Genomic DNA, 26270 nt, shown 5'->3' with positions numbered 1-26270 from the left:
TACGTGTGCACCTGCAAGAAGCCCGGCCCCGCTTGTTGTGTTCGTGGCGGACTCCCGGCTGTGGGAGTCCGCATTGCTTGCGAAGGAAGACCGCTAAACGTTGCTGCCCTTGAGCGAACCGGTGACCTTGGACAGGTCGCCCTTGCCGATCAGGCAGTGCACGGTCCTGTCGCCTTCATCCCAGCTGAGCTTGGTGGGCTGCATTGAGGTGTACTCGAGTTTGGAGTCTTCGTAGGAGCGCCCCACAAATGACTCGTAGACCGGATCGCACGTGGACAGGATCAGTTTTTCCATGGCCTCGTCGGATTCGGGGAACTTGTCTTCGACGAGCGTGAACTCGTGGAACACCTCAAGCTGGTGCGGTTCTGAGCAGGGCACCACCTTGACATCGCTGATTTCCTCTTTGCCCGGTTCGTTGATGCAGTCGCCGAGCTTGAGCGAAAACACATCCGCCCTGGCTTCCTTTTCGATGGCGCCCGCTTCATTGCGCGGCGCCTCCGGTGCCGGAAGCAGAGAGCAGCCCGCCAGCATGGTGGTGCCTGCAATGACGGCGAAAATGGTCTTTATGGATCGAATCATGGTTGCGTCCCCCGCGGATGAGTGAATGTTGGAATCATCGTAGCCGCACGCCGGGAAAACGGGGACAAAAACCATGCAGCGTCGGGTAAGGTGTCGGCCGGCGCCACGGGCGCCTAGAGCTCCTCGGGGTGCTTGATCTTCAGGTGTTCGCCGGGGATGCGGTCGCGGTCGTAGGTGATTTCCGTGTACCCGTGCGGGGCGGGCTTGCCGTCCTCGCCCATGTTCACGAAGACGATCTTTTCGATCGTCAGGATGGACTGGCGGGTGATCATGTTGCGCACCTCGGCGCGCATGGTCAGCGAGGTGCGGCCGAAGGCCGTTGCCGTCAGCCCCATCTCGATCAGGTCGCCCTGTTGCGCGGAGGAGACGAAATTGATTTCCGACATGTACTTGGTGACGGCAAAGCCGTTGCCCAGCTGGACGATCGCGTAGATCGCCGCTTCCTCATCGATCCAGCGCAACAGGTTTCCGCCGAAGAGCGTGCCGTTGGCGTTGAGGTCTTCGGGGCGGACCCATTTGCGGGTGTGGAAAGTAATATCACCATCAGTCATGCGTCGATTGTATGGGTCGCGCATGCCCGGCGACGATGTGGGCGGGCATGCGTCGTCGCCATGCTTCGGCGCCCGCGTGTGGCGGCGCGGAACTTCCTCTAGCCCAGGTGGTCCATGGCCTCGCACGGGTTGGCGCCCGGCTGGGCGCGGTGCACCGACATCGAGAGCTTGCCAAGGAGGCTGGCCAGCTGTGCGGTCTCGCCGGCGTCAAGGCCGGTGAGCAGCGTCTGTTCGGCATCGGCCACGCGTTTTTCCAGCTTTTCCAGCAGCGCCAGTCCCTTGTCGGTGGCGACGATCTTGCGTGCGCGGCGGTCGGTGGGCGCCGGGACGCGCTCGACGAGCTCAGCGGTGACGAGGTCGTCGATCAGGTAGGTGAGCACCGTGCGGTCGATGCCCAGGTGGGCGCCGAGGGCCTGCTGGTTTGCGGGGTCGTGGTGGACCACCGTCGAAAGCATCTGGTAGCCGCGCACCGAGCAGGGCATCTCCTCGACCGCCTGCGCAAAGAGTGTCTGGTGGCCGCGCAGGATCATGCCCAAGTGCCATGCGAGGTCGCCGGGGATGAACCCGGGAAGCGGCTTGTCCAGGGAAAGCGGTGTGCGCGATGAGGTTGCCATGACATCCATCATAGCCGAAAGCATGGTGTTGCGCAGATGTTCTGTTTGGAATATAGTCTGCAGTACAGCATATATTTCTGGAGAGAAGGAATGATGGACATCGGTGCACAAGAGCATGTGGCAACTCGCGGGACAATCGGCATTCTGGGTGCCGGCCGCGTGGGTACGGCCATCGCCCGGCTGGCGGTTGCCGCCGGCTACCGGGTGAAGATCGCCACCTCCAAGCCCGCCGCCGACAACGCGCTGATCATCGAGATCGTGACCCCGGGCGCCGAAGCGGTGGACGCCGCGGAGGCCGCCGAATCCGACCTGGTGGTCGTCGCGGTCCCGCTGCACAAGTACAAGGGCGTGAGCGCCGATGCGCTGGCCGGCAGGGTCGTCATCGACGCGATGAACTACTGGTCCGTCACCGACGGCGACATCGCCGACTTCGAGGCCGACGACCGTACCTCGTCCGAGGTCGTCGCGGCCCACCTGTCCGCCTCCCGCGTCGTGAAGTCCTTCAACCACATCGGCTACCACGAGATGGAGCCCGATGCGGCTGCGCCCGGCGCCGCTGACCGCCGTGCGCTGGCCGTCGCCGGCGATGACGGTGCCGCCAAGGACCGGGTCGCCGAGTTCATCGACGCGCTCGGCTTTGATGCCGTCGATGCCGGCGGGCTTGCTGCCGGTGCGCGCTTTGAACCCGGCACCGAGATCTTCAATGGCCGCTTCAACGCGGCCGAACTGGCCGGCCTGCTGCAGCGCAGCCTCGCGGGTATCTAAAAAACCACTTACCTACTTCACCACCAGCACTCACCCCAAACCCCGGATCGGAAGAGAACCACACCATGGAAATCGGCGCCTACAGCTTCGGCGACACCCAGCGCAACGCGGACGGGTCCCTGCGATCCACCACCGAGGCCATCCAGAACCTCTTCGCGGCGATTGTCCATGCCGACAAGGCCGGGCTCGACTACTTCGGCATCGGTGAACACCACACCACCACCATGCCCGCGTCCTCGCCCGGCGCCATGATCGCCGCCGCGGCGGCTGCAACCACGCAGATCAAGCTGGGCAGCGCGGCAAGCATCATCAGCACCGACGACCCGGTGCGCATCTACCAGCAGTTCGCCACGGCCGACGCCATCTCCGGCGGCGGGCGCGTGGAAATCACCGCGGGCCGCGGTTCCTCCGTGGAGACCTTCCCGCTCTTCGGCTACGACCTGGCCGAATACGACGAGCTCTACGCGGAAAAGCTCGATTTGCTGATGACCATCAACGATGCGCAGGCCGAGGAGGTGACCTGGTCCGGCACGAAGCGACCGAGCATCCAGGACCTGGCAGTGGTCCCGCGCCCGGTCTCCGGCAAGCTGCCGATCTGGCTGGCCACCGGCGGCAACGCCGCATCCTCGGCCCGCGCCGGACAGCTGGCCATGCCGGTTTCCTATGCAGTCATCGGCGGGGCACCGCACCGCTTTGCCCCGCTGGCCGACCTGTACCGCCGCGCCGGTGCCGCGGCAGGCCACGCTCCCGAAGCGCTGAAAGTCTCGGTTGCCGCGCTGGGACTCATCGCGCCGACCAAGAAGGAAGCGCTTGAGCGCTTCTACCCGGGCTGGCACAACCTGAACGTCGAGATGGGCCGTTTGCGCGGCTGGCCAGCGCCGGACAAGCGTGCCTACGACGCGCAGGCCGAGGCGCCGGGGGCCTACTACGTCGGATCGCCGGACGAGGTCGCCGAACGCATCGTCCACCTGCACGGCTACCTGGGGCACATGCGCCACTTCCTGCAGATGGACATCGGCGGCCTGCCGCAGGAACACCTGCTCGAGTCCATCACGCTGCTGGCTACCGAGGTCAAGCCGCGCGTGGAGCGCCTGCTGGCGCAGAAATAGCCTTCACGGACCTTTACCACGCGATATCCCACGGAGCGGGGCCGGAACCAATTGTTCCGGCCCCGCTCCGTGCCATCTCCGTCGCCGCCCGCCGTCCAAGCGGGTCATGCAGTGATGCCGCGCTGTTTGCCCAATGACCGCTCGCCACCGAGGGGCGCATATCAAGGCGGCGTCGAGCAGAAAGCACCGGAGAATGCATTGTGTGCCCTCTTGCGTCCAGGGTTCGAACGGTCAGCGGGCCAACCCGGTGCGGAAATACTTACTGACCTTGTTGGCCGAATCGCGAAGCGCAACCTCGACCTCACGCTCGCGCCCGACCATGAATGCGGTGTCGGCGCTGACGGCGACGGCCCCGACGACCATGCCCGCCCCGTTGTGCACACCAACGGCTGCGCAGGTCTTTCCCGCCACGAACTCTTCGTGTTCCCAGGCGATGCCGTCGATCATGACCGATTCCAAGTGTGTGGATAGTTCCGCTTGGTCTGTGATCGTGTTTTCCAGCAATGACTTGGGCTTGTGAACAGCAAGATACTGGTTGCGTTGGGGTTCGTTCATCCCCGCGAGCATGATCTTGCCGAAGGCCGTGGCGTGGGCCGCCTCGTGGAATCCAAAGTTAAGAGGGGTCAAACGAGGATGTTTCGGCGAATCCACAACATAGGCGACCACGACGTCCGCTCCCCGGTACACGGCGAAATAGGCTGCCATGGATAGCCTCTGGTGAAGGTCCGCGATGACGGACTTGACCTGTGTGGGGATGCCGATCTGGCGGTGAAGAGACACTGCGAGCTGATGCGGTTTGTAACCCAATTCAAAGCGTCTCTGGTCTTTGAGATGAACCAAGTAGCCCGTCTGGACGAGGGCCTTTGCGAGACGGTAGACGCTGGGCATGGGGTAACCCAGGGCATCGGATATCTCCTTTGCCGTGGCTCCGCCGCGTTCTGCAACGAACTCGAGCACGGCAAAGGTTTTTTCCAAGGGCGATGACTTCTCACCAGGGTCTTCCGAAAGATTGCTTGCCAATTGCAGCGTCACGATGCACCACTCTCAAATAGTTCCGCCAATCTAGATTATGCATGCGGGAGACATCTTGTGCCCTGCAAGTTTGGCTGGGTCCGTCACGGCTGCCGCCGATATCATGGATGCCGCTTGGCAGGACTGTAGCAGCCCAAGATCGACGGCCACGAACCACGCTTCCCATGCCGATTCTCATTATCCGATAGAAGACCTTTTTGCCGGCACCGCCGGTTGCCTAGCATTGAAGCATGTACTTCATCGTCGTAAGATTCCAGACCAAGCCCGAATACACCGAACAGTTCATGGACCTCGTGGGTCCATTCACAGCCGGCACCCGCCAGGAACCGGGAAACCTGTGGTTTGACTGGTCCCGCAGCGTGGAGGACCCTGCCGAGTTCATCCTTGTCGAGGCGTTCCTCGATGACGAAGCTGCCGGAACCCACGTCAACAGCGACCACTTCAAGGCCGGATTGGACGCCATGCGTCCGGCCCTGCTTGCCACCCCGAAAATCGTTTCCCGCAAGGTGGATGGCGATGCCTGGGGCGAAATGGGCGAGCTGCAGATCGGCTGATTCCTCAGGGAATGCCGTTGATCCGGTTCCCCACGGGTGTTTGGATCAGCGGGTGATTTCTTGGCGTCCGGAGGGGCGTATCGCGGTAGTCCGGCTCGGTTGTTCCGAGCCGGACTACCGTGCTATTTGGGCCGTATCGTGTGGGCAGACGGGGGATACGTTGCCTCATCGAGGCGCGATAATTCCGGCGAAAAACCCATGGATTCCCTTGGGAGAATCTGTCGTGCGGAGAGGCCGGCCAACCTGTTGCCAAACAACCCGTCCGGTGCAACGGTTGAGATATCCGGGGAGCAGCTTGCCCGGGATCGACTTTGGAGGGCGTCATGGGCAACCACCACCATGAAGACGAACGCTACAAGAAGTACTACGACCGGCCGCCGCACGGAGAAGTTCCGTCCGATGATCGGGTGCGCCAGGCCAAGGACGGCGGAACCGAACCCGTCCAGGACGGCACGGGGAATCCGGAACCGGTCCCGGAGCCGGCAGGTGGCGAACCCGGGAACCGGTAATCCCCGGACACACCCGATCCTGCGCGGCCGCGACGGGCCAGCGCGCCACCTCGTTGAAAGGCTGTTGGCCATGCGGAAACTGCCGGTCTTGCGGAAACTGACGGTGCTGAACAACCTGACCCTTGACGGGGTCATGCAGGGTCCCGGGCGCCCGGACGAGGACACCCGCAACAGGTTCGACCACGGTGGCTGGGCGCAGGCCTACACGGACTCGGTGCTGGGGGAGTACCTGGGCCGCGGCATGGGAACGGCCCACGAGCTCGTGCTGGGCCGCCGCACCTGGGAGGACTTTGCTTCCTTCTGGCCGACGCAGGAGAACAATCCGTTCACCGACCTGCTGAACACCCTCACCAAGCACGTGGCATCGCGCACGCTCCACGAGCCGCTGGCATGGGCCAACTCCAAGCTGTTGCCCGGGGACGCGGTCGAGGCCGTCGCCGCGCTGCGCGGTCAACCGGGGCCGGACTTGCTGTGCATGGGCAGCGGCAACCTGCTGCGCTCTCTCATGGCCGCGGGGCTGGTGGACGAGTACACACTGCTGATCCACCCGCTGGTGCTCGGAACGGGCCGCAGGTTCTTCACCGACGGGCTGCCGCGCGCCGAGCTGGAGCTCGTCGAAGCGATCACCACCACCACGGGAGTGATCATCGCGGTGTACAGGCCGCGGGATCGCGCCGGCTGACGGCCGGCTTCGGATTGGCCTCGCGGGGATAAAAAAGATATCTCTCGGTGCCGACCCGCCCCGGCGTAGTGTGGGTGATGACGAGTTCCGAGATCCAGTCAGAACAGACAGAAAGGGTTTTGCGATGACCCAGATTGTTCCCGTCCGCCACCTCTTCGGCCCCGGCCCCTGCAACCCCTACCCCGAGGCCACCGCCGCGCTCGGGCTGCCGTTGCTCGGACACCTGGACCCCGCCTTCATCGCCCGCATGGACCACACCTGCGCGGGCCTGCGCACCCTGTGGGGAACCGCCAACGCGCGCACCCTGCCGCTGAGCGGCACCGGCTCGGCCGGCATGGAGGCCTCGTTCGTGAACACGGTGAAGGCGGGCGACGTCGCGGTCATCGCCGTCAACGGACTCTTTGGCGAGCGCATGTGCGAGGTTGCCTCGCGCGCCGGTGCCGAGGTGGTCCGCGTGGACCACGAATACGGCACCCCGGTGGATGCCCAGCGCGTTGCCGAGGCACACCCGAACCCGACGGTGATCGCCGCGGTGCACGCCGAGACCAGCACCGGAGTCATCTCCGACATCGCCGCGCTCGGCGCCATCAAGGGCGACGCGCTGCTGATCATGGACGCGGTGACCTCCATCGGCGGCATGCCGGTGCTCGCCGACGAATGGGGTGTCGACGTGGCCTACGCCGGAACGCAGAAGTGCATCGGCGTGGCCCCGGGGCTGTCGCCCTTCACCATTTCGGACCGGGCGTTCGAGCGGCGCGTGCAGAAGCCGCAGTCCTGGTACCTGGACCTCGGCCTGCTCGGAGGCTACGCCACGGGCGCGCAGGGCGGCGGCCGCACCTACCACCACACCGCGCCCGTCGCGATGGTTGCCTCCCTCGAAGCCGGCATCGACAGGATCCTCGCGGAAGGGCTGGACAACGTCACGACCCGCCACCAGGCCGCCGGCAAGGCGTTGCAGGACGGGCTCGAGGAGATGGGCCTGACGCTCTTCGCCGCGGAGGGGCACCGACTGCCCCAGCTGACCACCGTGTACGTTCCGGAGGGCGTGGACTCGTCGAAGGTCCGCAACTACCTCTTGGAGCGGTTCAACATCGAGATCGGCGGCGGTGTGGGCAAGTACGCCGGCACGGTGTGGCGGATCGGAATGATGGGCCCGAACGCCAATCCGGCCTCCGTTGCGCTGCTGCTCACGGCCCTGAAGGAAGCGATCGCCAAGGCCTGATCCCCGGGAACAATCGGTGCGGGCCAAGCTAGCGCTGGTTCAACGCAAGATTTATGAGGGCAGCTGCGGATCGTTCAGCCTGCTGCAGCTGGGTGTTGGTCACCGGGTCGTGCCCGTACCCTGCTCGTGTCTTCATGATGCGGCACTTTGCCGGCGGAGGGTCCGGCGCAGCCAGTTGGAATCACCGGCGACGGTGATTCCCTCCGAAACGATGGAATCGAAAATGGGGGCCGGCGTGACTTCGGCGGTGCGGTAGACAAGCGGGCGGACATCGTTTCCCGTCCAGCCGGTTACCTGCTCCGCCAGGCTGTAAACCACTTCATCGACGACGTCTTGGCTTGCCTCGTCGGGGAATACTACGAGGATATCGATGTCGCTGTCAAAGTGCATGTCCCCCCGCGCGGCAGAGCCGAAGAGGGTGACTGCGACTGGTTGGATTGGCCATGATTCGACCACGGTTTGGATCTTAGCCAGCAGTCGTTCCTTGGCGTTTGTCATGGCGAGCAGGGGCTCGGCCAGAAGGTGCCGGCGATTCAGCGAATACGCATGGGTCTTGCCCAACACAACTTCGGCAACCAGCCCTTGGGCGACCAATGGTGCCAACGCCTTGCGGATACCCGTTGGCGATACTTTCTGCTCAAGAACGTTATGGATCCGTGTGACAGTGAAGCTGGTGTCGGCGCCTGCCAAAACGGAGAGCACTGCCGTGCCGAGGGTGGGGGCTACCGCGGCCAGTGGATGTTGCAGTAACAAGGCCGTCCTCCTTCGGGGGTAGGTCCGGGGATTGCCTCTGGGGTGCTGCCATGAGCGTGGAGACTGTAGTGCTCAATCGAGAACTTAAGTCTCCCTATGAACACTATAGTCTCCACGTCGAGACTTTAGTGCGTGAATTGGCTTCCAATTGGAGGCTCCGCGGATGCCGCTCAAAGAGTCCGGTGCGTCCCGGAACCATCCGACTTGTTGCCCGGATCCTGGTCCGACCGGTGGGTACGCCGCCGAGGGCAACTTTGTGTCGCAGTGTTTCCGCGGTGGCGTCCGGGATGACGTAATGTTGCGCCCGGGGATGCAGGGGGACCCCGCGGGCGGGCAACCCGCGTCATGGAACGACGCGGTGGGCAACGCCCTGACATGCGCTCGGCGGCCTCCGCGGCGCGAACTTAATGTGGATCCAATTCCCATTAAGTGAACTTCCGTTCGGAGCAACCCACATGTCCCAGCAACAGACCCTTGCACCAGTGCCCAGCGCGCAACCGGATACGGCAACGGCCCGTCCCCGCTTGCGCGGCAACCTCGGCGTCGCCTCCATCGTCTTCATCGTTGTGGCCGCGGCCTCGCCCCTGGGCGTCATCGGCGGCCCCGTCCCGCTGGGCATCGCGTTCGGCAACGGCGCGGGCTTCCCGTTCTCCTTCGTCATCGCCACGGTGGTGCTGTTGCTCTTTTCCGTGGGCTTCACCCAGATGACCCGGTTTGTCCCGACCGCCGGGGCGTTCTACTCCTACGTCAGCAAGGGGCTGGGCCGCGGGTTCGGCCTGGGTGCGGCCTTCGTCGCGCTGCTGGCCTACCTGGCGCTCGAGGCGGGCGTCTTCGGGCTCTTCGGCCCCGGGCTGGCCGAACTGGTGAAATCCTACGGCGGGCCCGACCTGCCATGGTGGGCCTGGGCCGCGATCGGATTCATCGCCGTGACGGCGCTGGGCTACAGGAACATCGCGCTCTCCGGGAAGTTGCTGGCCGTGCTGCTCATTGCCGAGGTGGCGATCGTGCTGGTGCTCGACGCCGTGGTCGTCTTCTCCGGCGGCGGTCCGGAGGGCTTTGCCACCGGAATCGTGACGCCTTCCGAGATCGTCTCCGGCGCTCCGGGCATGGGCATCCTCTTTGCCATCCTGAGCTTCGTGGGTTTCGAGGCCACCGCGGTGTTCCGCGATGAGGCCAGGGACCCGGACCGCACGATTCCGCGGGCCACCTACATCTCGCTGATCTCCATCGGCGTCTTCTACACGGTCTCCAGCTGGGTGCTGATCAGCGCCAACGGCGAGAGCGGCATCGTCGCCAACGCCACCGAAAACCCGGGCACCATCCTGCAGACCACCACCCAGGCCTACCTGGGTGCCGCCGGGGGGCACATCGTCCAGCTGCTGTTCGTCACCAGCCTGTTCGCCTGCATCCTCTCCTTCCACAACATCGCCTCCCGCTACCTGTTCCAGATGGGTGCCCGCGGTGTGCTGCCGGCGCCCCTGGGCAGCGCGCACCGGGTCCACGGCGCACCCTCGGTTGCCTCGTTGGTTGCCTCCGGTACGGTCGCCGTGCTGGTCATTGCCGCCGCGGTGCTGGGACTCGACCCGATCGCCCAGTTCTACACGTGGCTCGGCGGAATTTCCTCAGTCGGCGTTGTCCTGCTGCTGGCGTTGACCTCCGTCGCCGTGCTCGTGTTCTTCGGGAGCAAGGAACGCGGCGGTGCCCCGTGGCCGCGGCTGGTTGCCCCGGGGCTCGGGCTGGTCGGGCTCTTGGCCTTCCTTGCCATCATCCTGGTGAACCTGCCGGCGCTGGTGGGGGAGACCGGTTACGGACCGTTCTCCGCGGGAGTGCTGGTCCTGCTGGCAGCCGCGCTGCTTGCAGGCCCCATTGTCGCCGCACGCAAGCGCACCGTCGTCCTTGACTAGCAGTCCACTTCGTCCACTTTTCAACCACAAGTCGTTTTAGGAGAATCCATGAGCAACGTTCTGTCTGCCGAGACCCTATCCGCGGAGCCCCTGACATCCGAGAACCTTTGGTCCGGCCACGCCGACAGCCGGGAACTGGGGCAATGGAGCGCGGTGGCGCAAACCGTCGCCGATGAGCTGGCCAAGGGTGCGCTGGAACGCGACCAGAGCGGTGCGGATCCGCTGCAGGCGCTGGAGCTGCTGCGCGCCCACGGCTTGGCCGGGCTCGTGGTCCCCGCCGTATACGGCGGCGCCGGGGCGCACTGGGAAACCGCCTTTCGGGTCATCCGGATCCTGGCGCGGGCCGATGCCTCGGTGGCGCAGATCCTCGGCTACCACTACCTGAATTCATCCTGCCTCGCGTTCTACGGCGCGGGCCGCGACCAATCTTCGTGGTTCCGGAGGATCGCCGAGCAGAACCAGCTCTGGAGCGACGCGCTGAACCCCGTCGACCCGGACCTGGAGCTGCTCGCCGACGGAACCGGCTACCGGCTGACCGGGCTCAAGCGCTTTGCCACGGGAGCCTCCGCCACTGACGTCATCATCTCCGCGGCCCTGGCCAGCGGGGGCCGGTACGACGGCCGCGTCGTGATCTTCGCCGTGGAGCGCGGACGCGAAGGCGTCGGGTTCCCGGGTGACTGGGACCACCTGGGCCAGCGTGCCTCGGCCAGCGGCTCGGTGCGCTTCGAGGCGGTCCGCGTGGAGGAAGCGGACGTCGTCGGCTTCGATGACGGCACCGCTTTCTCCACGGTCGTCACCCCGGGAGTCCAGCTGCTCTTCGGCAACATCTACCTGGCTGCCGCCGAGGGCGCGCTGGAACAAGCCAGGGAATTGACGCTGGCCCGGCGCAACTCCTGGTTCCTCTCCGGGGTGCAGACCTACGCCGAGGACCCGCTGGTGCACCGCACCTACGGCGAACTCGTGGCCAGGACCCAGGCCGTCGAGGCGCTCGCCGACAAGTTGAACCGCCGCTATGACGAGGTCATCGGCCTGGGCGGCGCGGTGACCGAGGCGGACCGGGCGCGGCTCGAGGTCGAGGTCGCAGGGCTCAAGGTCGTCTCCACGGAGGTGGCGCTCGACGTCACCAGCCGCGTGTTCGAGGTGACGGGCGCCAGTTCGACGAAGCGCTCGGTGGGGCTGGACCTGTACTGGCGCAACATCCGGACCCACTCGCTGCACGACCCCGTCGACTACAAGAAGACCGAGGTCGGCGCGTACTTCCTCAACGGAACGGTGCAGCCGATTTCGCTCTACACCTAGGCCCTGCATTGTCGATTCGGCCCGCCCCCGTCATCGGGGGGGCGGGCCGTTGTGCTGCGCGGCACCGGCGGCGTTCATGCCCGCGGAAATGGGTCGGAAAAACCCTTGCGCATCAATTTTCCACGGAGTAATCTACAACCAAATGGTTGTACATGAACTGAGCGAACCCGAGATCGACCGCATCTTCCAGGCCATGGCGGATGCGACCCGGCGCGACATCATCAAGCAGGCGATGCGGCGGGAACAATCGGTCTCCGAACTGGCGAAGCACTACCGGATGAGTTTCGCGGCCGTGCAAAAGCACGTCGCGGTTCTGGAAAAGGCCTCGCTGATCACCAAGGAAAAGCGCGGAAGGGAGCAGATCGTGCACGGAAACCCGGAAATGCTGCACCGCGCGGCGCAGCTGCTCGATGCCTACGAGGACATCTGGCGGCAACGCGCGAACCGCATCGGAGAAATCCTCTTCGAACCCCGCAAAGGAACGGAATCATGACTGTCATCAGCACACAGAAGGACACCGAAAACCTCACGCTCACCTTCGTCGCAGAATTCGCGGCCGACGTCGAACGCGTCTGGCAGGTCTGGGAGGACCCGCGCCAGCTCGAGCGTTGGTGGGGCCCGCCGACCTGGCCGGCTACCTTTGTCCGCCACGACTTCGTGGAGGGCGGCGAATCCCGCTACTACATGACCGGCCCGGACGGCGAAAAGGCCCGCGGGTGGTGGAAAACCACCGCGGTGCAGGCGCCCAACACCCTTGAGTTCGACGACGGCTTTGCCGGCGACGACGGGGAGCCCAGCGGATTCCTCGGCACCACTCACTGCACGGTGACGCTCGAGGGAACCGGAGCTACCACCCGGATGACCACCAAGAGCTCGTTCGAGAGCCTGGAGCAGCTCGAGGAAATGCTCAAGATGGGCATGGAGGAAGGCATGCGCGAGGCCATGGGCCAGATCGACGCATTGCTGGCGGTGGAGGCCAAGGCATAGCGAAGGCCAAGCAAGCCAACCACCGTGGGCGGGAGCCGGGAATGCGGCTCCCGCCCACGGTGCGTCCGCGGTCGCTAGCCCGCAGGCGTCGTTGTGTCCGGCGGGACGGTGTCTGCGATGAGCATGCGGAGCCGGTACCTGGTCGGTGTGCCCGCCACCGGCGCATACATGACCAGGTGCAGATCCGGCGCGTCGGACGGCACCAATCGGTGCTGTTCAAAGACCAGCTCGCCGGCGACCGGATGCAGGAAGATCCGTTGCCGGGAGGCAAAACGTTCCACGCCGCGGTCTGCCCACAGCTTGGCGAACTGCGGGTTGGCTTCGCCCAGTCGCTTGATCAGTGCCTTGTGGGCAACCGATCCAAGTCGGGCGCCGGCCTCGGCGCGAAACTCCGCCACAAAATGCCGCGAGGTTTCTTCCCAGTCGGGCAGCATCTCGCGCAGGTGGGGGTCGGTGAAAATCAGCCAGAGCAGGTTTCGTTCCGCGGGGTCCACGGTGGCAATGCGCGCGTAGAGGCCCGCGTAGGCGCGGTTCCAGCCGGCGATGCCCCAGTCGGGGGCGACGGCGAAGGCCGGGAAGTCGAAGGTGTCGAGCAATCGCTGCAGGTGGTCGGGCGCCTGCTCGATCGTGGCGGCCTCGGTTGCCGGAACGGGCGTGTATCCGCCCATGGCCAGCAGGTACGACGTTTCCGCGGGGGTCAGGCTGAGCACTCGCGCGATGGATTCAAACACCTGGCGGGAGGCGTTGATGTCCCGGCCCTGTTCAAGCCAGGTGTACCAGGTGACGCTGACCGCGGCGAAGGATGCGATCTCCTCCCGGCGCAGGCCCAGCGTGCGGTTTCGTCCGATCGGGGGAAGTCCCAGTTCCGCACGGACAAGATTGCCGCGCCTGTCGCGCAGAAACTGTCCCAGTTCCCGCCTGCGTTCATCGCTCATTGGTCTAAATCTATCACTGCCACTACTAGTATTAGCACCGTCTTCCGGCGCAAACGCGTTGCTGATTAGATGGTTTCATGCCTGAATTACGTTCACGAACAGTCACCCACGGCCGCAACATGGTCGGCGCCCGCGCCCTGCTCCGCGCCGCCGGAGTCAAGGGCTCCGACTTCGGAAAGCCGATCATTGCCGTCGCGAACAGCTTCACCGAATTCGTTCCCGGACACACCCACCTCCAGCCGGTGGGCCGCATCGTGTCCGACGCGATCATCGAGGCCGGCGGCATCCCGCGCGAATTCAACACGATTGCCGTCGACGACGGGATCGCCATGGGCCACGGAGGCATGCTCTACTCGCTGCCCTCGCGCGACCTCATCGCAGACTCCGTGGAGTACATGGTCAACGCCCACTGCGCCGATGCGCTGATCTGCATCTCCAACTGCGACAAGATCACCCCCGGCATGATGATGGCCGCCATGCGCCTGAACATCCCCACCGTGTTTGTCAGCGGCGGCCCGATGGAGGGCGGCACCGCCGTCCTGGTGGACGGCACCGTGCGCAAGCGCCTGAACCTGATCTCCGCCATCGCCGACGCTGTCAACGACTCGGTTTCCGACGAGGACCTGCTGCGCATCGAGGAAACCTCGTGCCCCACCTGCGGTTCCTGCTCGGGCATGTTCACGGCCAACTCCATGAACTGCCTCACCGAGGCCCTGGGCCTGTCGCTGCCCGGCAACGGCACCACGCTGGCCACGCACACCGCACGCAAGGACCTGTACGAGGACGCCGGACGCGCCATCGTGGAGATCACGAAGTCCTACTACTTCGACGACGACGAGTCCGTGCTTCCGCGCGCCATCGCCGACCGCCCCGCCTTCGAGAACGCCATGACCATGGACATCGCCATGGGCGGCTCCTCCAACACGATCCTGCACCTGCTGGCCGCGGCGCAGGAGGCCGAGCTGGACTTCACGCTGGATGACATCGACGAGATCTCCCGCCGCACCCCCTGCCTGACCAAGGTCGCCCCCAACGGCGACTACCTGGTCGAGGACGTCCACCGCGCCGGCGGCATCCCCGCCATCCTGGGCGAGCTGGACCGCGGCGGGCGGCTGAACCACAACGTCCGCTCCGTGCACAGCCCCGACCTGCGCTCCTGGCTCGACGACTGGGACATCCGCGGCGGCAAGGCTACCGAAACCGCCATCGAGCTGTTCCACGCGGCCCCCGGCTGCGTGCGCTCCGCCGAGGCGTTCTCCCAGTCCGAGCGCTGGGACACCCTGGACCTGGATGCCAAGAACGGCTGCATCCACTCCATGGAACACGCCCACTCCGTCGAGGGCGGCCTGGCCGTGCTGCGCGGAAACATCTCCGTCGACGGCGCCGTGGTCAAGACCGCCGGCGTGGACGAGTCGATCTTCAAGTTCTCCGGCCCCGCCGTGGTCTTCGAGTCCCAGGACGACGCGGTCACCGCGATCCTGAGCAAGGAGATTGTCGCCGGCGACGTCGTCGTGATCCGCTACGAGGGCCCCCGCGGAGGCCCCGGCATGCAGGAAATGCTCTACCCGACCTCGTTCCTCAAGGGACTGGGACTTGGCGCGAAGTGCGCGCTGATCACCGACGGACGCTTCTCCGGAGGCACCTCGGGACTGTCGATCGGGCACATCTCGCCCGAGGCCGCGGCAGGCGGCGCCATCGCGCTGGTGGAAAACGGGGACACCATCTCCATCGACATCCCGGCACGTTCCATCACCCTGGAGGTCACCGAGGACGAGCTGGCCCGGCGCCGCACAATCCTGGAATCCACCATCGGCTACCAGCCGCGCGACCGCGACCGCGTGGTTTCGCCCGCGCTGCGGGCCTACGCGGCCTTCGCACAGTCGGCGGACAAGGGCGCCGTGCGGCACGTGCCATTGGTCGCCCAGCCATTGGTCGCCCTGGCCTAAGGGGCGCCGGCATTTGCCGGAATTGCCACGGTGGTTTGGGATGCCTCCCAAACCACCGCGGCGCATATCCAGACTGTTTCCCCGGAGGCGTCGCCATCGGCTGCCCGGCGGCGTACCGTGGAAATACCTATGGATTTGAGTCGGGGATGATGGCCATGAAACCCGTTGCAGCCAAAAAATGGATACCCGCAGTGGCGGCGCCCGCGTTGATCGCGGCGGTCGCACTCGGGGCCGCGGCTTCGGCAAGTGAGCGGGTGAAACTCGACCCCAAATCGCCGCAGGACATCCTGCTGATGATCGAGAACTCCAAGGACACAGACTTTTCCGGAAACCTCACGGCGACGGTCGATCTGGGACTCCCGCAGCTGCCCGACGTCGGCGGCTACGGCCCGCCGGACACCGGACCATCCGACGGCACCGGCTCTTCCGACGGCACCGGAACACCGGACAACGGATCGTCCGACTCCGGGGAGTTCGACGCCGACAAGCTGACGCACATGCTCTCCATGGTGTCCGGAACCCACGAGGCGCGCGTCTATGCGGACAAGCCCGACAAACTCCGGCTGCAGGTCATGGACGGCATGGACGAGCAGGACTTCATCCGCAACGGCAGCGCGCTGTGGCACTACGACTCGGCGACCAACACCGTCGACAAGGCCACGGTGACCGACATGCCGAAGGACGCCAACCACCATTCCGGCTGCGGCGACAATGCGGAGCCGATGACCCCGGGCGAAGTTGCCGACAAGTTCCTGGCCGCCATCGACCCGAGCACCGCGGTCGAGGTCAAGGAGGACGTGCAAATCGCCGGCCGCGATGCCTACAGCCTGGAACTGACCCCGCGCACCGATGACACCCTGGTTGCCGGCGTGAGCATCGGCGTCGATGCCCAGACCGGAGTGCCCCTGGGCATCACCGTCGACGCTGTCGACCAGGAAGAACCTGCCATCTCGGTGGAGTTCACCGACTTCACCCCGGAAACCCCGGATGCCGCCCGGTTCGACTTCACCCCGCCGGAAGGCGCAACGGTCCGCGAGCACGACATGTCCGAACACATGATGCACCACGACATGAAACGGGACGGCATGGACGGCAACAAGCCGGAGACAGTGGGAACCGGATGGGAAACCGTGGCGTTGCTCGACGAGGAACAGCTGCCCGCCGGGCTGCTGGACTCCGAGGTGCTGGACCAGCTCACCACTCCGGTCGAGGGCGGTCGCCTGCTGCACACCTCGCTGCTGAACATCCTCGTCACCGACGACGGACAGGTGCTCATCGGTTCGGTTCCCGAGGCCCGGCTGCAGGCCGTGGCCGACGAACAGTGAGCCTGCCGCCCCTTGACGGGGCGCTGGCCATCCAGACGTCCGGGTTGGGCAAGAGCTTCGGCAAGCGCCGGGCCGTCAACGACCTGGACCTCGAGGTGCCGCACGGATCGGTCTTCGGCTTCCTGGGCCCCAACGGATCGGGAAAAACCACCACCATCCGGATGCTGCTCGGCCTGGCCACCCCCAGCAGCGGAACCATCAACCTGCTGTCCCGGCCCATGCCCGCGGCGGCACCGCACGTGCTGCCGCGGGTCGGTGCCCTGATCGAGGGCCCGGCCTTCCACCCCTTCCTGTCCGGGCGGGCCAATCTGGTCCGCATGGATTGCGCCGACACCACCTCCGACCCGGCGACCCGGAGCCGGCGCGTGGAGGCGGCGCTGGAGAAGGTCGGGCTGGCCAAGGCCGCCAAGCTGGCCGTGCACGCGTATTCGCTGGGCATGAAGCAACGCCTGGGAATCGCCAATGCGCTGTTGCGCGAACGCGACTTGCTGGTGCTCGACGAGCCGACCAACGGACTTGACCCGCAGGGGACCCGCGAGGTGCGGCACCTGATCGGCGGGCTCGCGAAGGAGGGGACGACGGTCTTCGTCTCCAGCCACCTGCTCAGCGAGATCGAGCAGATGTGCACGCATGTGGCGGTGATGAGCACCGGAAACCTGTTGGCGCAGGGGACGTTGGCGCAGCTGCGGGCCGGCGGGAGAAGCCGGCTCACGCTGCGCACCCCGGATGCCGCGCTCGCCCTGGGCGTGCTGGCCCGGCTGGGGCTCGAGGCGCTGCCGGACCCGGCAACGTCCGGGGCCGATCCCGTGCTGAGGTCCGGGCTTGATTCGGGGGCGCCGGAGGCCGAGCGGATCGTTCGGGAGTTGGTTGCGGCGGGCGTGCGCGTGCGCGGCTTCGCCGTGGAACCCGCCAGCCTCGAGGAACGTTTTGTAGACCTGACGGGGGAGGGGTTCGACCTTGCACAGTAGCGGATTGATGCGCTCTGAACTCGCGCTGCTCTTCAGGCGCCGCCGTACCTGGGCGATGCTGCTGGCGCTGGGGGCGGTGCCGGTGCTCATCGCCGTCGCCGTCAGGCTCACCTCCGGCCCGCCGTCGGGCCGCGGCCCCGCGTTCCTGGACCGGGTGGCGGGCAACGGGTTGTTCGTGGCCGTCACCGGTTTGCTGGTGTGCATCCCGTTGTTCCTGCCGCTGACGGTTTCGGTGGTCGCGGGGGACACGATCGCGGGCGAAGCCGGCACCGGGACGCTGCGCTACCTGCTCACCTCACCCGTCTCGCGCCCGCGCCTGCTGCTGGTCAAGTACGCGGCGGCGGTGGTCTTTTGCCTGGCCGGGGCGCTCACGGTGGCCCTGTGCGGGGTGCTGGTCGGGTGGATGCTGTTCCCCGTGGGCCCGGTGACGTTGCTGTCGGGCGACACCATCGGCACCGTCGGCGCGCTGCTGCGGGTGGGGCTCATCGCCGCCTACGCGGCGCTGTCGCTGCTCGGGCTGGCGGCCATCGGCCTGTTTGTTTCCACGCTGACCGACGTGCCGGTCGGCGCCATGGCAGCCACGGCGGTGACCGCGGTGACGGCACAGATCCTCAACCAGCTGCCGCAGCTGGACTGGCTGCACCCGTGGCTTTTCCCGCACTACTGGCTGGGTTTCGCCGACATGTTGCGCGAACCGATCCTGTGGACGTCGTTCGGCGACAACGCGTTGCTGCAGGGCGGCTACATCCTGGTCTTCGGGGCGTTGGCCTGGGGCCGGTTCGCCAGCAAGGACGTCCTGTCCTGAGGGTCCCGCGCGTCCGAAACGGGGGTGATGCGCCGCGGACTGCGGCGCATCGTCGCTACTTCTTGGGCTTCTTGGACATACCGGGGCGCACCGGCACGAACTCGACGACCTTGTTGCGGGCCAGCGGCTTGCCCTTGTTGCGGTCAAAGCCCTTCGCGTCCAGCTCGTTGGCCAGGCGGTAGGCGGCGTTGGCCTCGGCGCGCAGTTCGTTCAGGCGCTGCCCGGTGAACTCCTCCTGCGTCCCGTCGGTGAAGAGGACGTTGACGCGCACGGTCTTGGGGTAGATGGCGCGCATGCGGATGTTGCCGTCGGAGTCCTGCTGGAGATTCATCATGTGGTGTTCGCCTTACGTGTTTGTGGGAGTACAGTCTTTCGCATTTTTCCCGCATTCACATCCTGCACGCCGCAAAGGGGCGCCGGGGCCGGTCTGCCGGACCCGGCGCCCGGAATCAGGACCCGATGAGTGCCGCTGCCGCGCGCTCGGCGATCATGATCGAGGGGGCGTTGGTGTTGCCGGTGGGCACCAGTGGCATGATCGAGGCGTCCGCGATCCGGATCCCGCCCAGCCCGTGGACCCGGAACGTGCCCGGGTCCACGACCGCCAGCTCGTCGATGCCCATCTTGCAGGTGCCGACCTGGTGGTGGTAGGTCACCACCGAATCGCGCACGTACTGTTCAAGGTCATCGTCGGAGACCGCCGGGCCCGGGTGGATTTCCTCGGGTTCCCAGCCGGCCAGTGCTCGGGTGCGGCCGATTTCCCGGCACTGCCGCACTGAGGCCACGAGCGCATCGACGTCGGCCTGTTCGGCCAGGGCGCCGAGGTCGATGCGAATCGGATCGGTGTCCAGCGGGCCGCTGAGGGTGATCTCTCCGCGGCTTTGTGGGCGGACCAACCCGCCGAGCATGGAGAACGCATTGTCCGGACCCGTCATCTCGCCCGGGGCATAATCCTGGGAGTACATGGGAACCGAGAAGAACAGGGGCTGGGTGTCGGGAACCGGAAGGTCGGGAGTGCTCTTGGCGAAGAAATGGACTTCAGCGGGGGCCACCTCGCCCATCGGCACCGGCTTGGCCTTGGTGGTAAAGATGACGGGGGAGAGCAGGTGGTCCTGGAGGTTCTTGCCGACCCCGGGCAGGTGATGTACCGGTTCGATGCCGGCCTCGCGGAGCTCCTGCTCCGGGCCGATGCCCGAACGCAGCAACAGCTCCGGGGAATTGATGGCTCCGGCAGCCAGCACCGTTTCACCGGCACGCAGGGTCTTGCGCTGGCCCTCGTGGTCGAACTCGACACCGACAACCTGGCCGTCCTCCAGCAGCAGGCGCCGCACCTGGGCGCCGGTCAACAGGGTGAGGTTCGGGTGCTCGGCTACCGGCTTGAGGTAGGCATGCCAGGTGTTGAATCGCTTGCCGTCGCGGACGTTGAGCTGCATCCGGGAGACGCCCTCCACATCGCCGGAGTTGTAGTCCTCGTTCAGCGGAATTCCTGTCTCCACGGCCCCGGCCAGCATGTCTTCCTGGAGGGGGTTGCGCGCAAAGTCTTGGACCACGTCGAGCAGGCCCGCGGAGCCTCGGCTTTCCGAGGCTCCGCCGTCAAAGTTCTCGATGGCCTTGTACACGGGCAGGACATCCTCCCAGCCCCAACCGGCGCATCCCGCTTTTTCCCAGGCGGCGTAGTCCCAGCGGTCTCCACGAACCCAGATGGTGGCGTTCAACGCGTGGGAACCGCCCATGACCTTGCCACGCGGCAGGTGGATGCGGCGGTTGGAAGCGCCGGGTTGTTCGGTGGTGTAGTAGTCCCAGTCCTGTTCGCTGTGCCAGAGCATGCCCAGGGTGTAGAGCTGGGCGATGTTCGGGTTGGTGTCCTGGTCGCCTGCCTCCAGGACTGCCACGCGCTTTCCGGCATCCAGCAGTCGGCGGGCGATGACGTTTCCGGCCGAGCCGGCACCAATGACAAGGTAATCGAGTTCCATGACGGTTCCTATCGTGTTAGTAGCTGATGACCTGCGGCTGGCCGAGGTGCTTGAGCCCCTCGGTGCCGAATTCGAGCCCGTAGCCCGATTGCTTGGCGCCGCCGAACGGCACCCGGGGATCCACCGCGCCGTGCTTGTTGATCCACACGGTTCCGGCCTGGATGCGGGCGGCTACCTCGCGCGCCGCGTCGGTGCTGCTTGACCACACGGAGGCGCCGAGTCCCACCTCGAGCCCGTTGGCCATCTCGATGGCGTCCTCCACGCTCGAATACTTGATGATGGGCAAGGCCGGGCCGAACTGCTCCTGTGCAACCAGTGGATTGTCGTTGTCAATGTCGGCGACCAGCGTGGTCGGGTAGAAGAATCCTGGCTGCCCGGCGTCCGGGTTTCCGCCCAGCAGGATCCGGGCACCGGCGTCCTTGGCCTGCCGGACCAGCTCGGACACGATGTCGAACTGGGCCTTGTTCTGCAGCGGACCCAGCACGTTGTTTTCGTCGAGCCCTACGCCCATAGGCATCTGGCCCGCGACCTCGACCAGGGCCTCGCAGACGGAATCGTAAATGTCCTCATGCACGTAGAGGCGCTTGAGGGCCGCGCAAGTCTGCCCGGTGTTGATGAATGCGCCCCAGAACAGGTCCATGGCCAGGGCCTTCGGATCCGCATCAGGCAGGACGATTCCCGCGTCGTTGCCCCCGAGTTCCAGGGTGACTCGCTTGACGGTATCGGCGCTGGAACGGATGATGGCCTTGCCCGTTGCCGTGGACCCGGTGAACATGATCTTGTCGATCGACGGGTGGGAGGACAACGCTTCGCCGACGTCGCGGCCGCCGGAAACCACGTGAAGCACATCCTGGGGAAGCGCGGAGTTGATGATGTGGGCAAGTGCCAGCACCGAAAGCGGGGTGTATTCGGAGGGCTTGAGCACCACAGTGTTGCCCATGCGTAGGGCCGGGGCCAATTGCCAGACCGAGATCATCATGGGCCAGTTCCACGGGCCAATGGCTCCGACCACGCCCAACGGGCGGTAGTGGATCTCGGCGCGTCCTCCCTCTTCATCGACCAATACCTCGGGTTCCAGGCCGAAGCCCGCCGTGGCACGGAGCCACGCTGCGCATGCGCCGACCTCGAAGCGGGCGTTGGGCCCGTTCAATGGTTTGCCCTGTTCCCGGGACAGCAGCACCGCCAGTGCCTCCGCGTTGGCTTCGATCGCGTCGGCGGCGTTGTTCAACGCCGCACTGCGTGCGCCGTGGCCGAGAGCGGCCCATGCCGGTTGCGCCGCGCGGGCAGCGGCAACCGCAACCTCAAGATCGGGGACCGTATGCTCAGGGGCCCGACCGACGGGTTCCCCGGTAGCCGGATCGTTGATGGTTCGTCCGCCGGTTGTCGGTTCGATGGCGGACAGCAACTCGGCGTCGGTGGCGAAAATTGTGGCTTCGGTGGTCATGGGGGAACTCCTTGGGTGAGGATGGGCCGGTGGTGTCGACCCGAACGGTTCTCACCTCAAGTGTGTCGCGCGCCACGCGATCAAGGCTTGGCTTTCCCCGTACGCTTCTTGGCATCCCGCGCCCCCGGGTGTTCCCGTACCCGGTCGGCTATCCCCGGACCGCGACGGAGCTCCGCCTAAACTGGCTGGGCGATAGCCCGTAGGCGGTGCGGAAGACTCTGCTGAAGTGGGCGCCATCCGGCAGTCCCCACCGGGCGCCGATCTCTCCAACCGGAACGTGTTCGCAGAGTGGATCCGCCAAATCCCTGCGGCATTGATCCATACGTCGTTCACGGATCCATCCGGCCACCGTCAGACCGTGGGCCGAGAAGATCTTTTGAAGGGTCCGGGTGGCGATGTGGTGAGCCCGGGCAATGGACTCCGGACCCAGTGCCGGGTCTGCAAGGTTTGCCTCGATGTGGTGCTGTATGCGGCGCAGCATGCGCGCGTTGTTGTCGGTGCCCTGTTCGGGCCTCGAATAGATCTCGTCGGCGAGCAAGGTGGAAAGCAGGTCGACGATGTTCAGGGCCAGCCGGTGACCGATGGGGCTCTTGAGCTCCGGGAGTTGCGTGGCAATGCTTGCTACAAAGGGTGCCACGGCTTCCGCAAGGCGGTTTCCTTTGCCCATGCGAACGGCGGTGAGCTCGGAAACGTCTTCCACCGAGAGTCCGAGCAGGTGCTGGGGAAACATCAAGACCAGGGTTTCGAATTCCTTGTCAAAGGTCAGCGTGTAGGGACGTTGGGTGTCGTAGATGGCCACGTCACCGGGCTGCAGCACCGCCTCTCTTCCATCTTGCAGGAGCAATCCGTGCCCGGAGAGCTGCAGGCTCAATTTGTAGTGCCCGATTCCGCCGCGGGCGATGAGCTCGGGGGAGCGGGAGACGGATTGGGGACCGGCTTGCAAGCGCATGATGCCCACGTCGTGCATCTTTCGTCCGCTGAGCTGACCGCTGAATGCCCCGTGGTGAAGCGCCTTGGCTTCCAGCGGCACAAACGTATTCGAGATCAATTTCTTCCAGGCAGAAAACGAATCCGCCTGCTGAACCTGGTACATGAGAACCCTTCCTCGACGCGCTTCCCAGTAGCCTACGCCACATTCGCGGGGGGAAAGGGGGCCCGTTTTGGTGCTGTTACCCGTGCAATGTCCTGTAGGCGGCGGCCGCGGCGGGGTGCAGCGGTATGCCCGCCGTGTTGATGAGCGATTCCGGGCTCAGGAACTGGACGCCGACGCTCGAGCGCGGAATGAGTTCCTCGGCATGGCCCACCAGCAGTTCGACGGTCCGCCTCACCGTCCGTTCGTCCAAATCCGCCCGGCACAAAAGCAGGTTGGCCACGCCGATGGTCCACACCGCGGGCATGCCCTCATAGCTTCCCGCGGGGATCAGCACCCGGTCGTAGAAGGCGCCATGCCGGGCCCGGAGGGCCGGGAGCAATGCCGAAAGGTCAAGCAGGGCGAGCCCGGTGTCCCGATGCGCCGCGGCAATGGCTGCGGTGGGCACGCCCCCGGACCAGAACAAGGCGTCCACCGAACCGTCCCGGAGTGCGACAAGCCCGTCATTGAGTCCGAGGTTTTTCACGGTGATGGTTTTCCAGGTGGCCGGGGAGCCGTCGGGGGTGGGGGCGAGCCCCGCAACCTCGATGAGCCGCGGGGTGATCAGCGACGTGCCCGAACCGGGCCTGCCGACGGCAACCGTCCGGCCGGCAAGCCCTGCGAGGGAGCCGATGTTGCTGTCCTTCCGCACGACGCAGTGGACGTAGTTTTCGTAGACCTTGCCCAGGGCAACGATCTCCCCGGGGTGCGCGCCGGGGGTGCTTGCCTGCCGGGATGCGGCGTCCGCCAGTGCGACGGCAAGGTCGGCCCGACCGGTGCGCAGGTACTCCAGATTGTCCAGGCTGCCGCCGGTTGCCTCGACGACCGCCCTCTCGGCGACGCCGTGCCGCTGGAGCGATTCCGCCAGCAATGTTGAAAACTCAAGATAGAAGCCACCCGGTTCCCCGCCGGCAACGGTGAGCAGGCCGGGCCGGCCCTCGGCGGTGCATGCGCCGAGGGCCGGGGCCACGATTCCGGCCAGGCCCGCTGCAAGCCCGGCCCTGAGCATGTTGCGCCTGGACAACTGCAATGCGCCGACATCAGGTGTGCTCATGGTTTTGCTCCCGGCCCCGGTAATATGCCTGCCCGGTTGAATTCCAGGCGCGCGCTCAAGCCGTGCGGAAGGCGTTCGCCCAGGACCAGACGACCGCCGTTGGCTTCCGCGAGCTTCTCCACGATGGTCATTCCCATGCCGCTGCCGCGAATCCCCGAGTGACCGGGTGCCCGCCAGAACCGCGTGGTGGCGGAGGCCAGCTGGTCCCCGGAAAGCCCCGGGCCGTCGTCGGCTATCTCGACGACCGCGAGTCCTTCCTCTGCGTGGACGGCGGCCGTGATCGCGGCGCCGGCGGAGTACTTGATGGCATTGGTGAGTAGCTCGCCGATCATCTGGGCCAGTTCGGTGGGGTTGCAGGCGATCTCCAGCTCCGCGGCTTCAACGGTGGCCAGGGCGATGGCCGAACCGGCGCGCTGCGCGACGGGTTGCGCCCTGTCCACTTCTTCCTGCAGCACGGAGAAGGGGTTGACGGGCGGCACTGCCGACCCGCTTGGCGAACGGAGCGCCTCGCGGGTCGAACCCTCGAAAGCCCGGTGCTCGGCCACGGCGAGCCTGAGCACCCCGTCCAGGATTTCTTCCACGCGTTCAAGTTCGGCCAGCACGCCCGCGCCGGCCTCAAGTTCGCGCTCCCGGTCTAACTCCAGCAGCAGCAAGTCGACACGCAGCCGCAGCGCGCCGACGGGATTTCGCAATTGGTGCGAGGCGTCCGCGATGAGCTGGCGCTGGGATTCGATGCTCTCGCTGACGGCGTCCGCCATGCTGGTGAAGGAGCGGCTTAGTTCGCGGAGTTCCGGCGGGCCGTCCTCCGGCAGTCGGCTGGTTCGGCCTGTGTCCTTCAGTTCCGTCACTGCTTCGTTCAGCCGGTGTACCGGACGCAAGACCCAGCCGGTGACGCGCGCGGCGCCCAGCAGCAGCAACGCCGCGAACGCGGCCGCGGCAAGGCCAACGAACAGCCACCTGTGCAGCAGCTTCTGCCGTGCACCGTCCAGGTTGACCTCGAGCACGACCTCGCCCAAGACCTGGTTGGCGCTTCCGATGGAGCGGGAAACGACTTCCGTGCCGCTGCCGAACGGCGTGACCGGTGCAAGGGTGGTGTCACTGAGATTGAGGCTGGCCCGCGCGAGCGCTTCCGCGACGTCCGGCCGGTTCTCGTCCAGCGCGCCGGAGCGCAGGGTTTCCCGCTGCAGCCGAACCAGTATTCCTTCGCCGTAGAGCCCCGAGTACGTGTCCATTTCGCGCTGCAATACGGTGCTGTCCCCGTCGACCGCGGCGTCGTAGGCCACCAGCGCGATCCTGTTGAGCGATGCGACGCGGTTGATCTGCAGCTGCTGGGTGAGCTCGCGGCTGCTTGAAGACAGGATCACGTTGGAAATGACAAGGACCAGGAGCAGGGAGAGCACGCTCAGAACGCCGAGGACACGCGCTTTCACCGTGGGTCGGCTTCGATCCGGTACCCGACGCCGCGGACATTGACGATGAATCCCGGAAGCTGCAGCTTGGAACGAAGCCCTGTCAGGTGGACATCGAGGGATCGCGACGATGCAAGGAACGCATCTCCCCAGAGCGCGTCGAGGATTTGTTCCCGGGTGACGACGGAACCCGCATGCCTGGCCAACAGCGCAAGCAAGTCGAACTCGGTGGCCGTCAACGGCAGTACGCGTTCGGCGACGGCGGCCACGCGGCGGTCCAGATCGATGTCCAGTTCGCCCACGTGAAGGTGTGGATCCTTCCTCCCGTCGAGCAGCCGCGTGCGTCTGGTGACCGCCTCGATCCGGGCCAGCAATTCAACGAGCTTCACCGGCTTGACGAGGTAGTCATCGGCGCCGGAACGCAATCCCAGGACTACACTGCGTTCGTCGTCCCGTGCAGTGAGGATCAGGATGGGGCATTGGGTCACCTGGCGAAGCTTCCGCAGCACCTCAAGCCCGTCCATGTCCGGAAGTCCCAAGTCCAGCAGGATCACGTCGAAGTCGCGGTGCCGCAGCAGGGCATCGCTACCGCGGGAGACACGATCGGCACCGTGGCCGGTGGACTTCACGGCTGCGGTAAGTGCTGCGGCCATGGAGTCGTCATCCTCAACGATGAGTACGTCCATGGCAGGGTTCCTTGCGTCGTCAGAAAGTCGTTGTTCACG

The 26270-nt window shown here is 65.9% G+C and carries 27 protein-coding genes; 14 read left to right on the top strand and 13 right to left on the bottom strand.

All coding sequences use genetic code 11. The features are described from left to right. Nucleotides 1–93: 93 nt before the first annotated feature. The 3 genes from ACFY5D_RS09580 to ACFY5D_RS09570 form a co-directional block, all read right to left on the bottom strand. Nucleotides 94–579 carry a septum formation family protein gene (locus ACFY5D_RS09580; protein ID WP_387528389.1) on the bottom strand — a complete coding sequence of 162 codons (486 nt, stop codon included), beginning with the start codon at nucleotides 577–579 and terminating at the stop codon, nucleotides 94–96. 113 nt (nucleotides 580–692) lie between these two features. Beyond that, on the bottom strand, nucleotides 693–1130 hold the full coding sequence (locus ACFY5D_RS09575) for an acyl-CoA thioesterase (protein ID WP_387528386.1): 438 nt from the start codon (nucleotides 1128–1130) through the stop codon (nucleotides 693–695). Nucleotides 1131–1228: 98 nt separating this feature from the next. Continuing rightward, entirely contained in the window at nucleotides 1229–1744 is a 516-nt protein-coding gene (locus tag ACFY5D_RS09570) for a MarR family winged helix-turn-helix transcriptional regulator (protein ID WP_387528383.1), read from the bottom strand. A gap of 90 nt (nucleotides 1745–1834) precedes the next feature. On the opposite strand from ACFY5D_RS09570, the gene ACFY5D_RS09565 reads away from it, so the two are divergent. Both ACFY5D_RS09565 and ACFY5D_RS09560 read left to right on the top strand, forming a co-directional pair. Then, nucleotides 1835–2509, top strand: coding sequence for an NADPH-dependent F420 reductase (locus ACFY5D_RS09565; RefSeq protein WP_387528380.1), 675 nt, complete (start codon nucleotides 1835–1837; stop codon nucleotides 2507–2509). A 65-nt stretch (nucleotides 2510–2574) separates the two neighbouring features. Next, a complete protein-coding gene (locus ACFY5D_RS09560; RefSeq protein WP_387528378.1) occupies nucleotides 2575–3618 on the top strand; it encodes an LLM class flavin-dependent oxidoreductase in 1044 nt (347 codons plus the stop codon). Between the two features lie 231 nt (nucleotides 3619–3849). Here the strand turns inward: ACFY5D_RS09560 and ACFY5D_RS09555 are convergent, their stop codons facing one another. Beyond that, on the bottom strand, nucleotides 3850–4650 hold the full coding sequence (locus ACFY5D_RS09555; RefSeq protein ID WP_387528375.1) for an IclR family transcriptional regulator: 801 nt from the start codon (nucleotides 4648–4650) through the stop codon (nucleotides 3850–3852). 230 nt (nucleotides 4651–4880) lie between these two features. On the opposite strand from ACFY5D_RS09555, the gene ACFY5D_RS09550 reads away from it, so the two are divergent. From ACFY5D_RS09550 to ACFY5D_RS09535, 4 genes are all read left to right on the top strand, one after another. Further along, entirely contained in the window at nucleotides 4881–5204 is a 324-nt protein-coding gene (locus ACFY5D_RS09550) for a putative quinol monooxygenase (RefSeq protein ID WP_387528372.1), read from the top strand. A 323-nt stretch (nucleotides 5205–5527) separates the two neighbouring features. After that, nucleotides 5528–5713 (top strand): hypothetical protein, encoded by a 186-nt coding sequence (locus ACFY5D_RS09545; protein ID WP_387528369.1) that lies wholly within the window; start codon nucleotides 5528–5530, stop codon nucleotides 5711–5713. 70 nt (nucleotides 5714–5783) lie between these two features. Beyond that, a complete protein-coding gene (locus tag ACFY5D_RS09540) occupies nucleotides 5784–6395 on the top strand; it encodes a dihydrofolate reductase family protein (RefSeq protein WP_387528367.1) in 612 nt (203 codons plus the stop codon). 124 nt (nucleotides 6396–6519) lie between these two features. Further along, nucleotides 6520–7617 carry a pyridoxal-phosphate-dependent aminotransferase family protein gene (locus ACFY5D_RS09535; RefSeq protein WP_387528364.1) on the top strand — a complete coding sequence of 366 codons (1098 nt, stop codon included), beginning with the start codon at nucleotides 6520–6522 and terminating at the stop codon, nucleotides 7615–7617. A gap of 132 nt (nucleotides 7618–7749) precedes the next feature. On the opposite strand, the gene ACFY5D_RS09530 is transcribed toward ACFY5D_RS09535, so the two are convergent. Then, nucleotides 7750–8319, bottom strand: a complete 570-nt coding sequence (locus ACFY5D_RS09530; protein ID WP_387528361.1) for a nucleotidyltransferase domain-containing protein — start codon at nucleotides 8317–8319, stop codon at nucleotides 7750–7752. Nucleotides 8320–8825: 506 nt separating this feature from the next. Here ACFY5D_RS09530 and ACFY5D_RS09525 point away from each other — a divergent pair. The 4 genes from ACFY5D_RS09525 (at nucleotide 8826) to ACFY5D_RS09510 (ending at nucleotide 12560) form a co-directional block, all read left to right on the top strand. After that, nucleotides 8826–10274, top strand: a complete 1449-nt coding sequence (locus ACFY5D_RS09525; RefSeq protein ID WP_387528358.1) for an APC family permease — start codon at nucleotides 8826–8828, stop codon at nucleotides 10272–10274. A 48-nt stretch (nucleotides 10275–10322) separates the two neighbouring features. Next, on the top strand, nucleotides 10323–11573 hold the full coding sequence (locus ACFY5D_RS09520) for an acyl-CoA dehydrogenase family protein (protein WP_387528355.1): 1251 nt from the start codon (nucleotides 10323–10325) through the stop codon (nucleotides 11571–11573). Nucleotides 11574–11715: 142 nt separating this feature from the next. Then, nucleotides 11716–12066, top strand: a complete 351-nt coding sequence (locus tag ACFY5D_RS09515) for an ArsR/SmtB family transcription factor (protein ID WP_387528353.1) — start codon at nucleotides 11716–11718, stop codon at nucleotides 12064–12066. Continuing rightward, nucleotides 12063–12560, top strand: coding sequence for an SRPBCC domain-containing protein (locus ACFY5D_RS09510; protein ID WP_387528350.1), 498 nt, complete (start codon nucleotides 12063–12065; stop codon nucleotides 12558–12560). Before ACFY5D_RS09515 ends, ACFY5D_RS09510 begins: the two co-directional genes overlap by 4 nt. Nucleotides 12561–12634: 74 nt before the next feature. On the opposite strand, the gene ACFY5D_RS09505 is transcribed toward ACFY5D_RS09510, so the two are convergent. Continuing rightward, on the bottom strand, nucleotides 12635–13495 hold the full coding sequence (locus tag ACFY5D_RS09505; protein WP_387528347.1) for a helix-turn-helix transcriptional regulator: 861 nt from the start codon (nucleotides 13493–13495) through the stop codon (nucleotides 12635–12637). A 77-nt stretch (nucleotides 13496–13572) separates the two neighbouring features. Here ACFY5D_RS09505 and ilvD point away from each other — a divergent pair, with 77 nt between their 5' ends. From ilvD to ACFY5D_RS09485, 4 genes are all read left to right on the top strand, one after another. After that, the gene (gene ilvD / locus ACFY5D_RS09500; protein WP_387528344.1) at nucleotides 13573–15441 is read left to right on the top strand and encodes a dihydroxy-acid dehydratase; all 1869 of its coding nucleotides are present in this window, start codon (nucleotides 13573–13575) and stop codon (nucleotides 15439–15441) included. Between the two features lie 155 nt (nucleotides 15442–15596). Continuing rightward, nucleotides 15597–16766 (top strand): outer membrane lipoprotein carrier protein LolA, encoded by a 1170-nt coding sequence (locus ACFY5D_RS09495; protein WP_387528341.1) that lies wholly within the window; start codon nucleotides 15597–15599, stop codon nucleotides 16764–16766. Beyond that, a complete protein-coding gene (locus ACFY5D_RS09490) occupies nucleotides 16763–17734 on the top strand; it encodes an ABC transporter ATP-binding protein (RefSeq protein ID WP_387528338.1) in 972 nt (323 codons plus the stop codon). Before ACFY5D_RS09495 ends, ACFY5D_RS09490 begins: the two co-directional genes overlap by 4 nt. A 7-nt stretch (nucleotides 17735–17741) precedes the next feature. Next, nucleotides 17742–18539 (top strand): ABC transporter permease, encoded by a 798-nt coding sequence (locus ACFY5D_RS09485; protein WP_387528336.1) that lies wholly within the window; start codon nucleotides 17742–17744, stop codon nucleotides 18537–18539. A gap of 55 nt (nucleotides 18540–18594) precedes the next feature. Here ACFY5D_RS09485 and ACFY5D_RS09480 read toward each other — a convergent pair whose 3' ends face one another. The 7 genes from ACFY5D_RS09480 to ACFY5D_RS09450 all read right to left on the bottom strand — a co-directional run bounded on the left by ACFY5D_RS09480 (nucleotide 18595) and on the right by ACFY5D_RS09450 (nucleotide 26231). Next, a complete protein-coding gene (locus tag ACFY5D_RS09480) occupies nucleotides 18595–18873 on the bottom strand; it encodes a hypothetical protein (RefSeq protein ID WP_387528333.1) in 279 nt (92 codons plus the stop codon). Nucleotides 18874–18988: 115 nt separating this feature from the next. Then, a complete protein-coding gene (locus ACFY5D_RS09475; RefSeq protein WP_387528330.1) occupies nucleotides 18989–20509 on the bottom strand; it encodes a GMC family oxidoreductase in 1521 nt (506 codons plus the stop codon). Between the two features lie 16 nt (nucleotides 20510–20525). Continuing rightward, nucleotides 20526–21953, bottom strand: coding sequence for an aldehyde dehydrogenase family protein (locus ACFY5D_RS09470; protein ID WP_387528328.1), 1428 nt, complete (start codon nucleotides 21951–21953; stop codon nucleotides 20526–20528). A gap of 148 nt (nucleotides 21954–22101) precedes the next feature. Beyond that, the gene (locus ACFY5D_RS09465) at nucleotides 22102–23046 is read right to left on the bottom strand and encodes a helix-turn-helix domain-containing protein (protein ID WP_387528325.1); all 945 of its coding nucleotides are present in this window, start codon (nucleotides 23044–23046) and stop codon (nucleotides 22102–22104) included. A gap of 76 nt (nucleotides 23047–23122) precedes the next feature. Beyond that, complete coding sequence (locus ACFY5D_RS09460; protein ID WP_387528322.1) at nucleotides 23123–24136, bottom strand: TAXI family TRAP transporter solute-binding subunit; 1014 nt, start codon at nucleotides 24134–24136, stop codon at nucleotides 23123–23125. Beyond that, nucleotides 24133–25566: an ATP-binding protein gene (locus tag ACFY5D_RS09455; RefSeq protein WP_387528319.1), complete on the bottom strand. Its 1434-nt coding sequence runs from the start codon at nucleotides 25564–25566 to the stop codon at nucleotides 24133–24135. The genes ACFY5D_RS09460 and ACFY5D_RS09455 overlap by 4 nt, the downstream gene beginning before the upstream one ends. Continuing rightward, nucleotides 25563–26231: a response regulator transcription factor gene (locus ACFY5D_RS09450; RefSeq protein WP_387528317.1), complete on the bottom strand. Its 669-nt coding sequence runs from the start codon at nucleotides 26229–26231 to the stop codon at nucleotides 25563–25565. The genes ACFY5D_RS09455 and ACFY5D_RS09450 overlap by 4 nt, the downstream gene beginning before the upstream one ends. Nucleotides 26232–26270 lie beyond the last annotated feature (39 nt).

Origin of the sequence: Paeniglutamicibacter sp. NPDC012692, from assembly GCF_042901625.1 — a bacterium.
GTDB lineage: Bacteria > Actinomycetota > Actinomycetes > Actinomycetales > Micrococcaceae > Paeniglutamicibacter.
The sequence above is the reverse complement of the archived record's forward strand: the minus strand, read 5'-3'. Positions and strand labels throughout refer to the sequence as shown.

Coding starts and splice junctions, on each gene's coding strand:
- ACFY5D_RS09580 (WP_387528389.1), bottom strand. CDS start 579: ATGATTCGATCCATAAAGACCATTTTCGCCGTCATTGCAGGCACCACC.
- ACFY5D_RS09575 (WP_387528386.1), bottom strand. CDS start 1,130: ATGACTGATGGTGATATTACTTTCCACACCCGCAAATGGGTCCGCCCC.
- ACFY5D_RS09570 (WP_387528383.1), bottom strand. CDS start 1,744: ATGGCAACCTCATCGCGCACACCGCTTTCCCTGGACAAGCCGCTTCCC.
- ACFY5D_RS09565 (WP_387528380.1), top strand. CDS start 1,835: ATGATGGACATCGGTGCACAAGAGCATGTGGCAACTCGCGGGACAATC.
- ACFY5D_RS09560 (WP_387528378.1), top strand. CDS start 2,575: ATGGAAATCGGCGCCTACAGCTTCGGCGACACCCAGCGCAACGCGGAC.
- ACFY5D_RS09550 (WP_387528372.1), top strand. CDS start 4,881: ATGTACTTCATCGTCGTAAGATTCCAGACCAAGCCCGAATACACCGAA.
- ACFY5D_RS09545 (WP_387528369.1), top strand. CDS start 5,528: ATGGGCAACCACCACCATGAAGACGAACGCTACAAGAAGTACTACGAC.
- ACFY5D_RS09540 (WP_387528367.1), top strand. CDS start 5,784: ATGCGGAAACTGCCGGTCTTGCGGAAACTGACGGTGCTGAACAACCTG.
- ACFY5D_RS09535 (WP_387528364.1), top strand. CDS start 6,520: ATGACCCAGATTGTTCCCGTCCGCCACCTCTTCGGCCCCGGCCCCTGC.
- ACFY5D_RS09525 (WP_387528358.1), top strand. CDS start 8,826: ATGTCCCAGCAACAGACCCTTGCACCAGTGCCCAGCGCGCAACCGGAT.
- ACFY5D_RS09520 (WP_387528355.1), top strand. CDS start 10,323: ATGAGCAACGTTCTGTCTGCCGAGACCCTATCCGCGGAGCCCCTGACA.
- ACFY5D_RS09515 (WP_387528353.1), top strand. CDS start 11,716: ATGGTTGTACATGAACTGAGCGAACCCGAGATCGACCGCATCTTCCAG.
- ACFY5D_RS09510 (WP_387528350.1), top strand. CDS start 12,063: ATGACTGTCATCAGCACACAGAAGGACACCGAAAACCTCACGCTCACC.
- ACFY5D_RS09505 (WP_387528347.1), bottom strand. CDS start 13,495: ATGAGCGATGAACGCAGGCGGGAACTGGGACAGTTTCTGCGCGACAGG.
- ilvD (WP_387528344.1), top strand. CDS start 13,573: ATGCCTGAATTACGTTCACGAACAGTCACCCACGGCCGCAACATGGTC.
- ACFY5D_RS09495 (WP_387528341.1), top strand. CDS start 15,597: ATGAAACCCGTTGCAGCCAAAAAATGGATACCCGCAGTGGCGGCGCCC.
- ACFY5D_RS09485 (WP_387528336.1), top strand. CDS start 17,742: ATGCGCTCTGAACTCGCGCTGCTCTTCAGGCGCCGCCGTACCTGGGCG.
- ACFY5D_RS09480 (WP_387528333.1), bottom strand. CDS start 18,873: ATGATGAATCTCCAGCAGGACTCCGACGGCAACATCCGCATGCGCGCC.
- ACFY5D_RS09475 (WP_387528330.1), bottom strand. CDS start 20,509: ATGGAACTCGATTACCTTGTCATTGGTGCCGGCTCGGCCGGAAACGTC.
- ACFY5D_RS09470 (WP_387528328.1), bottom strand. CDS start 21,953: ATGACCACCGAAGCCACAATTTTCGCCACCGACGCCGAGTTGCTGTCC.
- ACFY5D_RS09465 (WP_387528325.1), bottom strand. CDS start 23,046: ATGTACCAGGTTCAGCAGGCGGATTCGTTTTCTGCCTGGAAGAAATTG.
- ACFY5D_RS09460 (WP_387528322.1), bottom strand. CDS start 24,136: ATGAGCACACCTGATGTCGGCGCATTGCAGTTGTCCAGGCGCAACATG.
- ACFY5D_RS09450 (WP_387528317.1), bottom strand. CDS start 26,231: ATGGACGTACTCATCGTTGAGGATGACGACTCCATGGCCGCAGCACTT.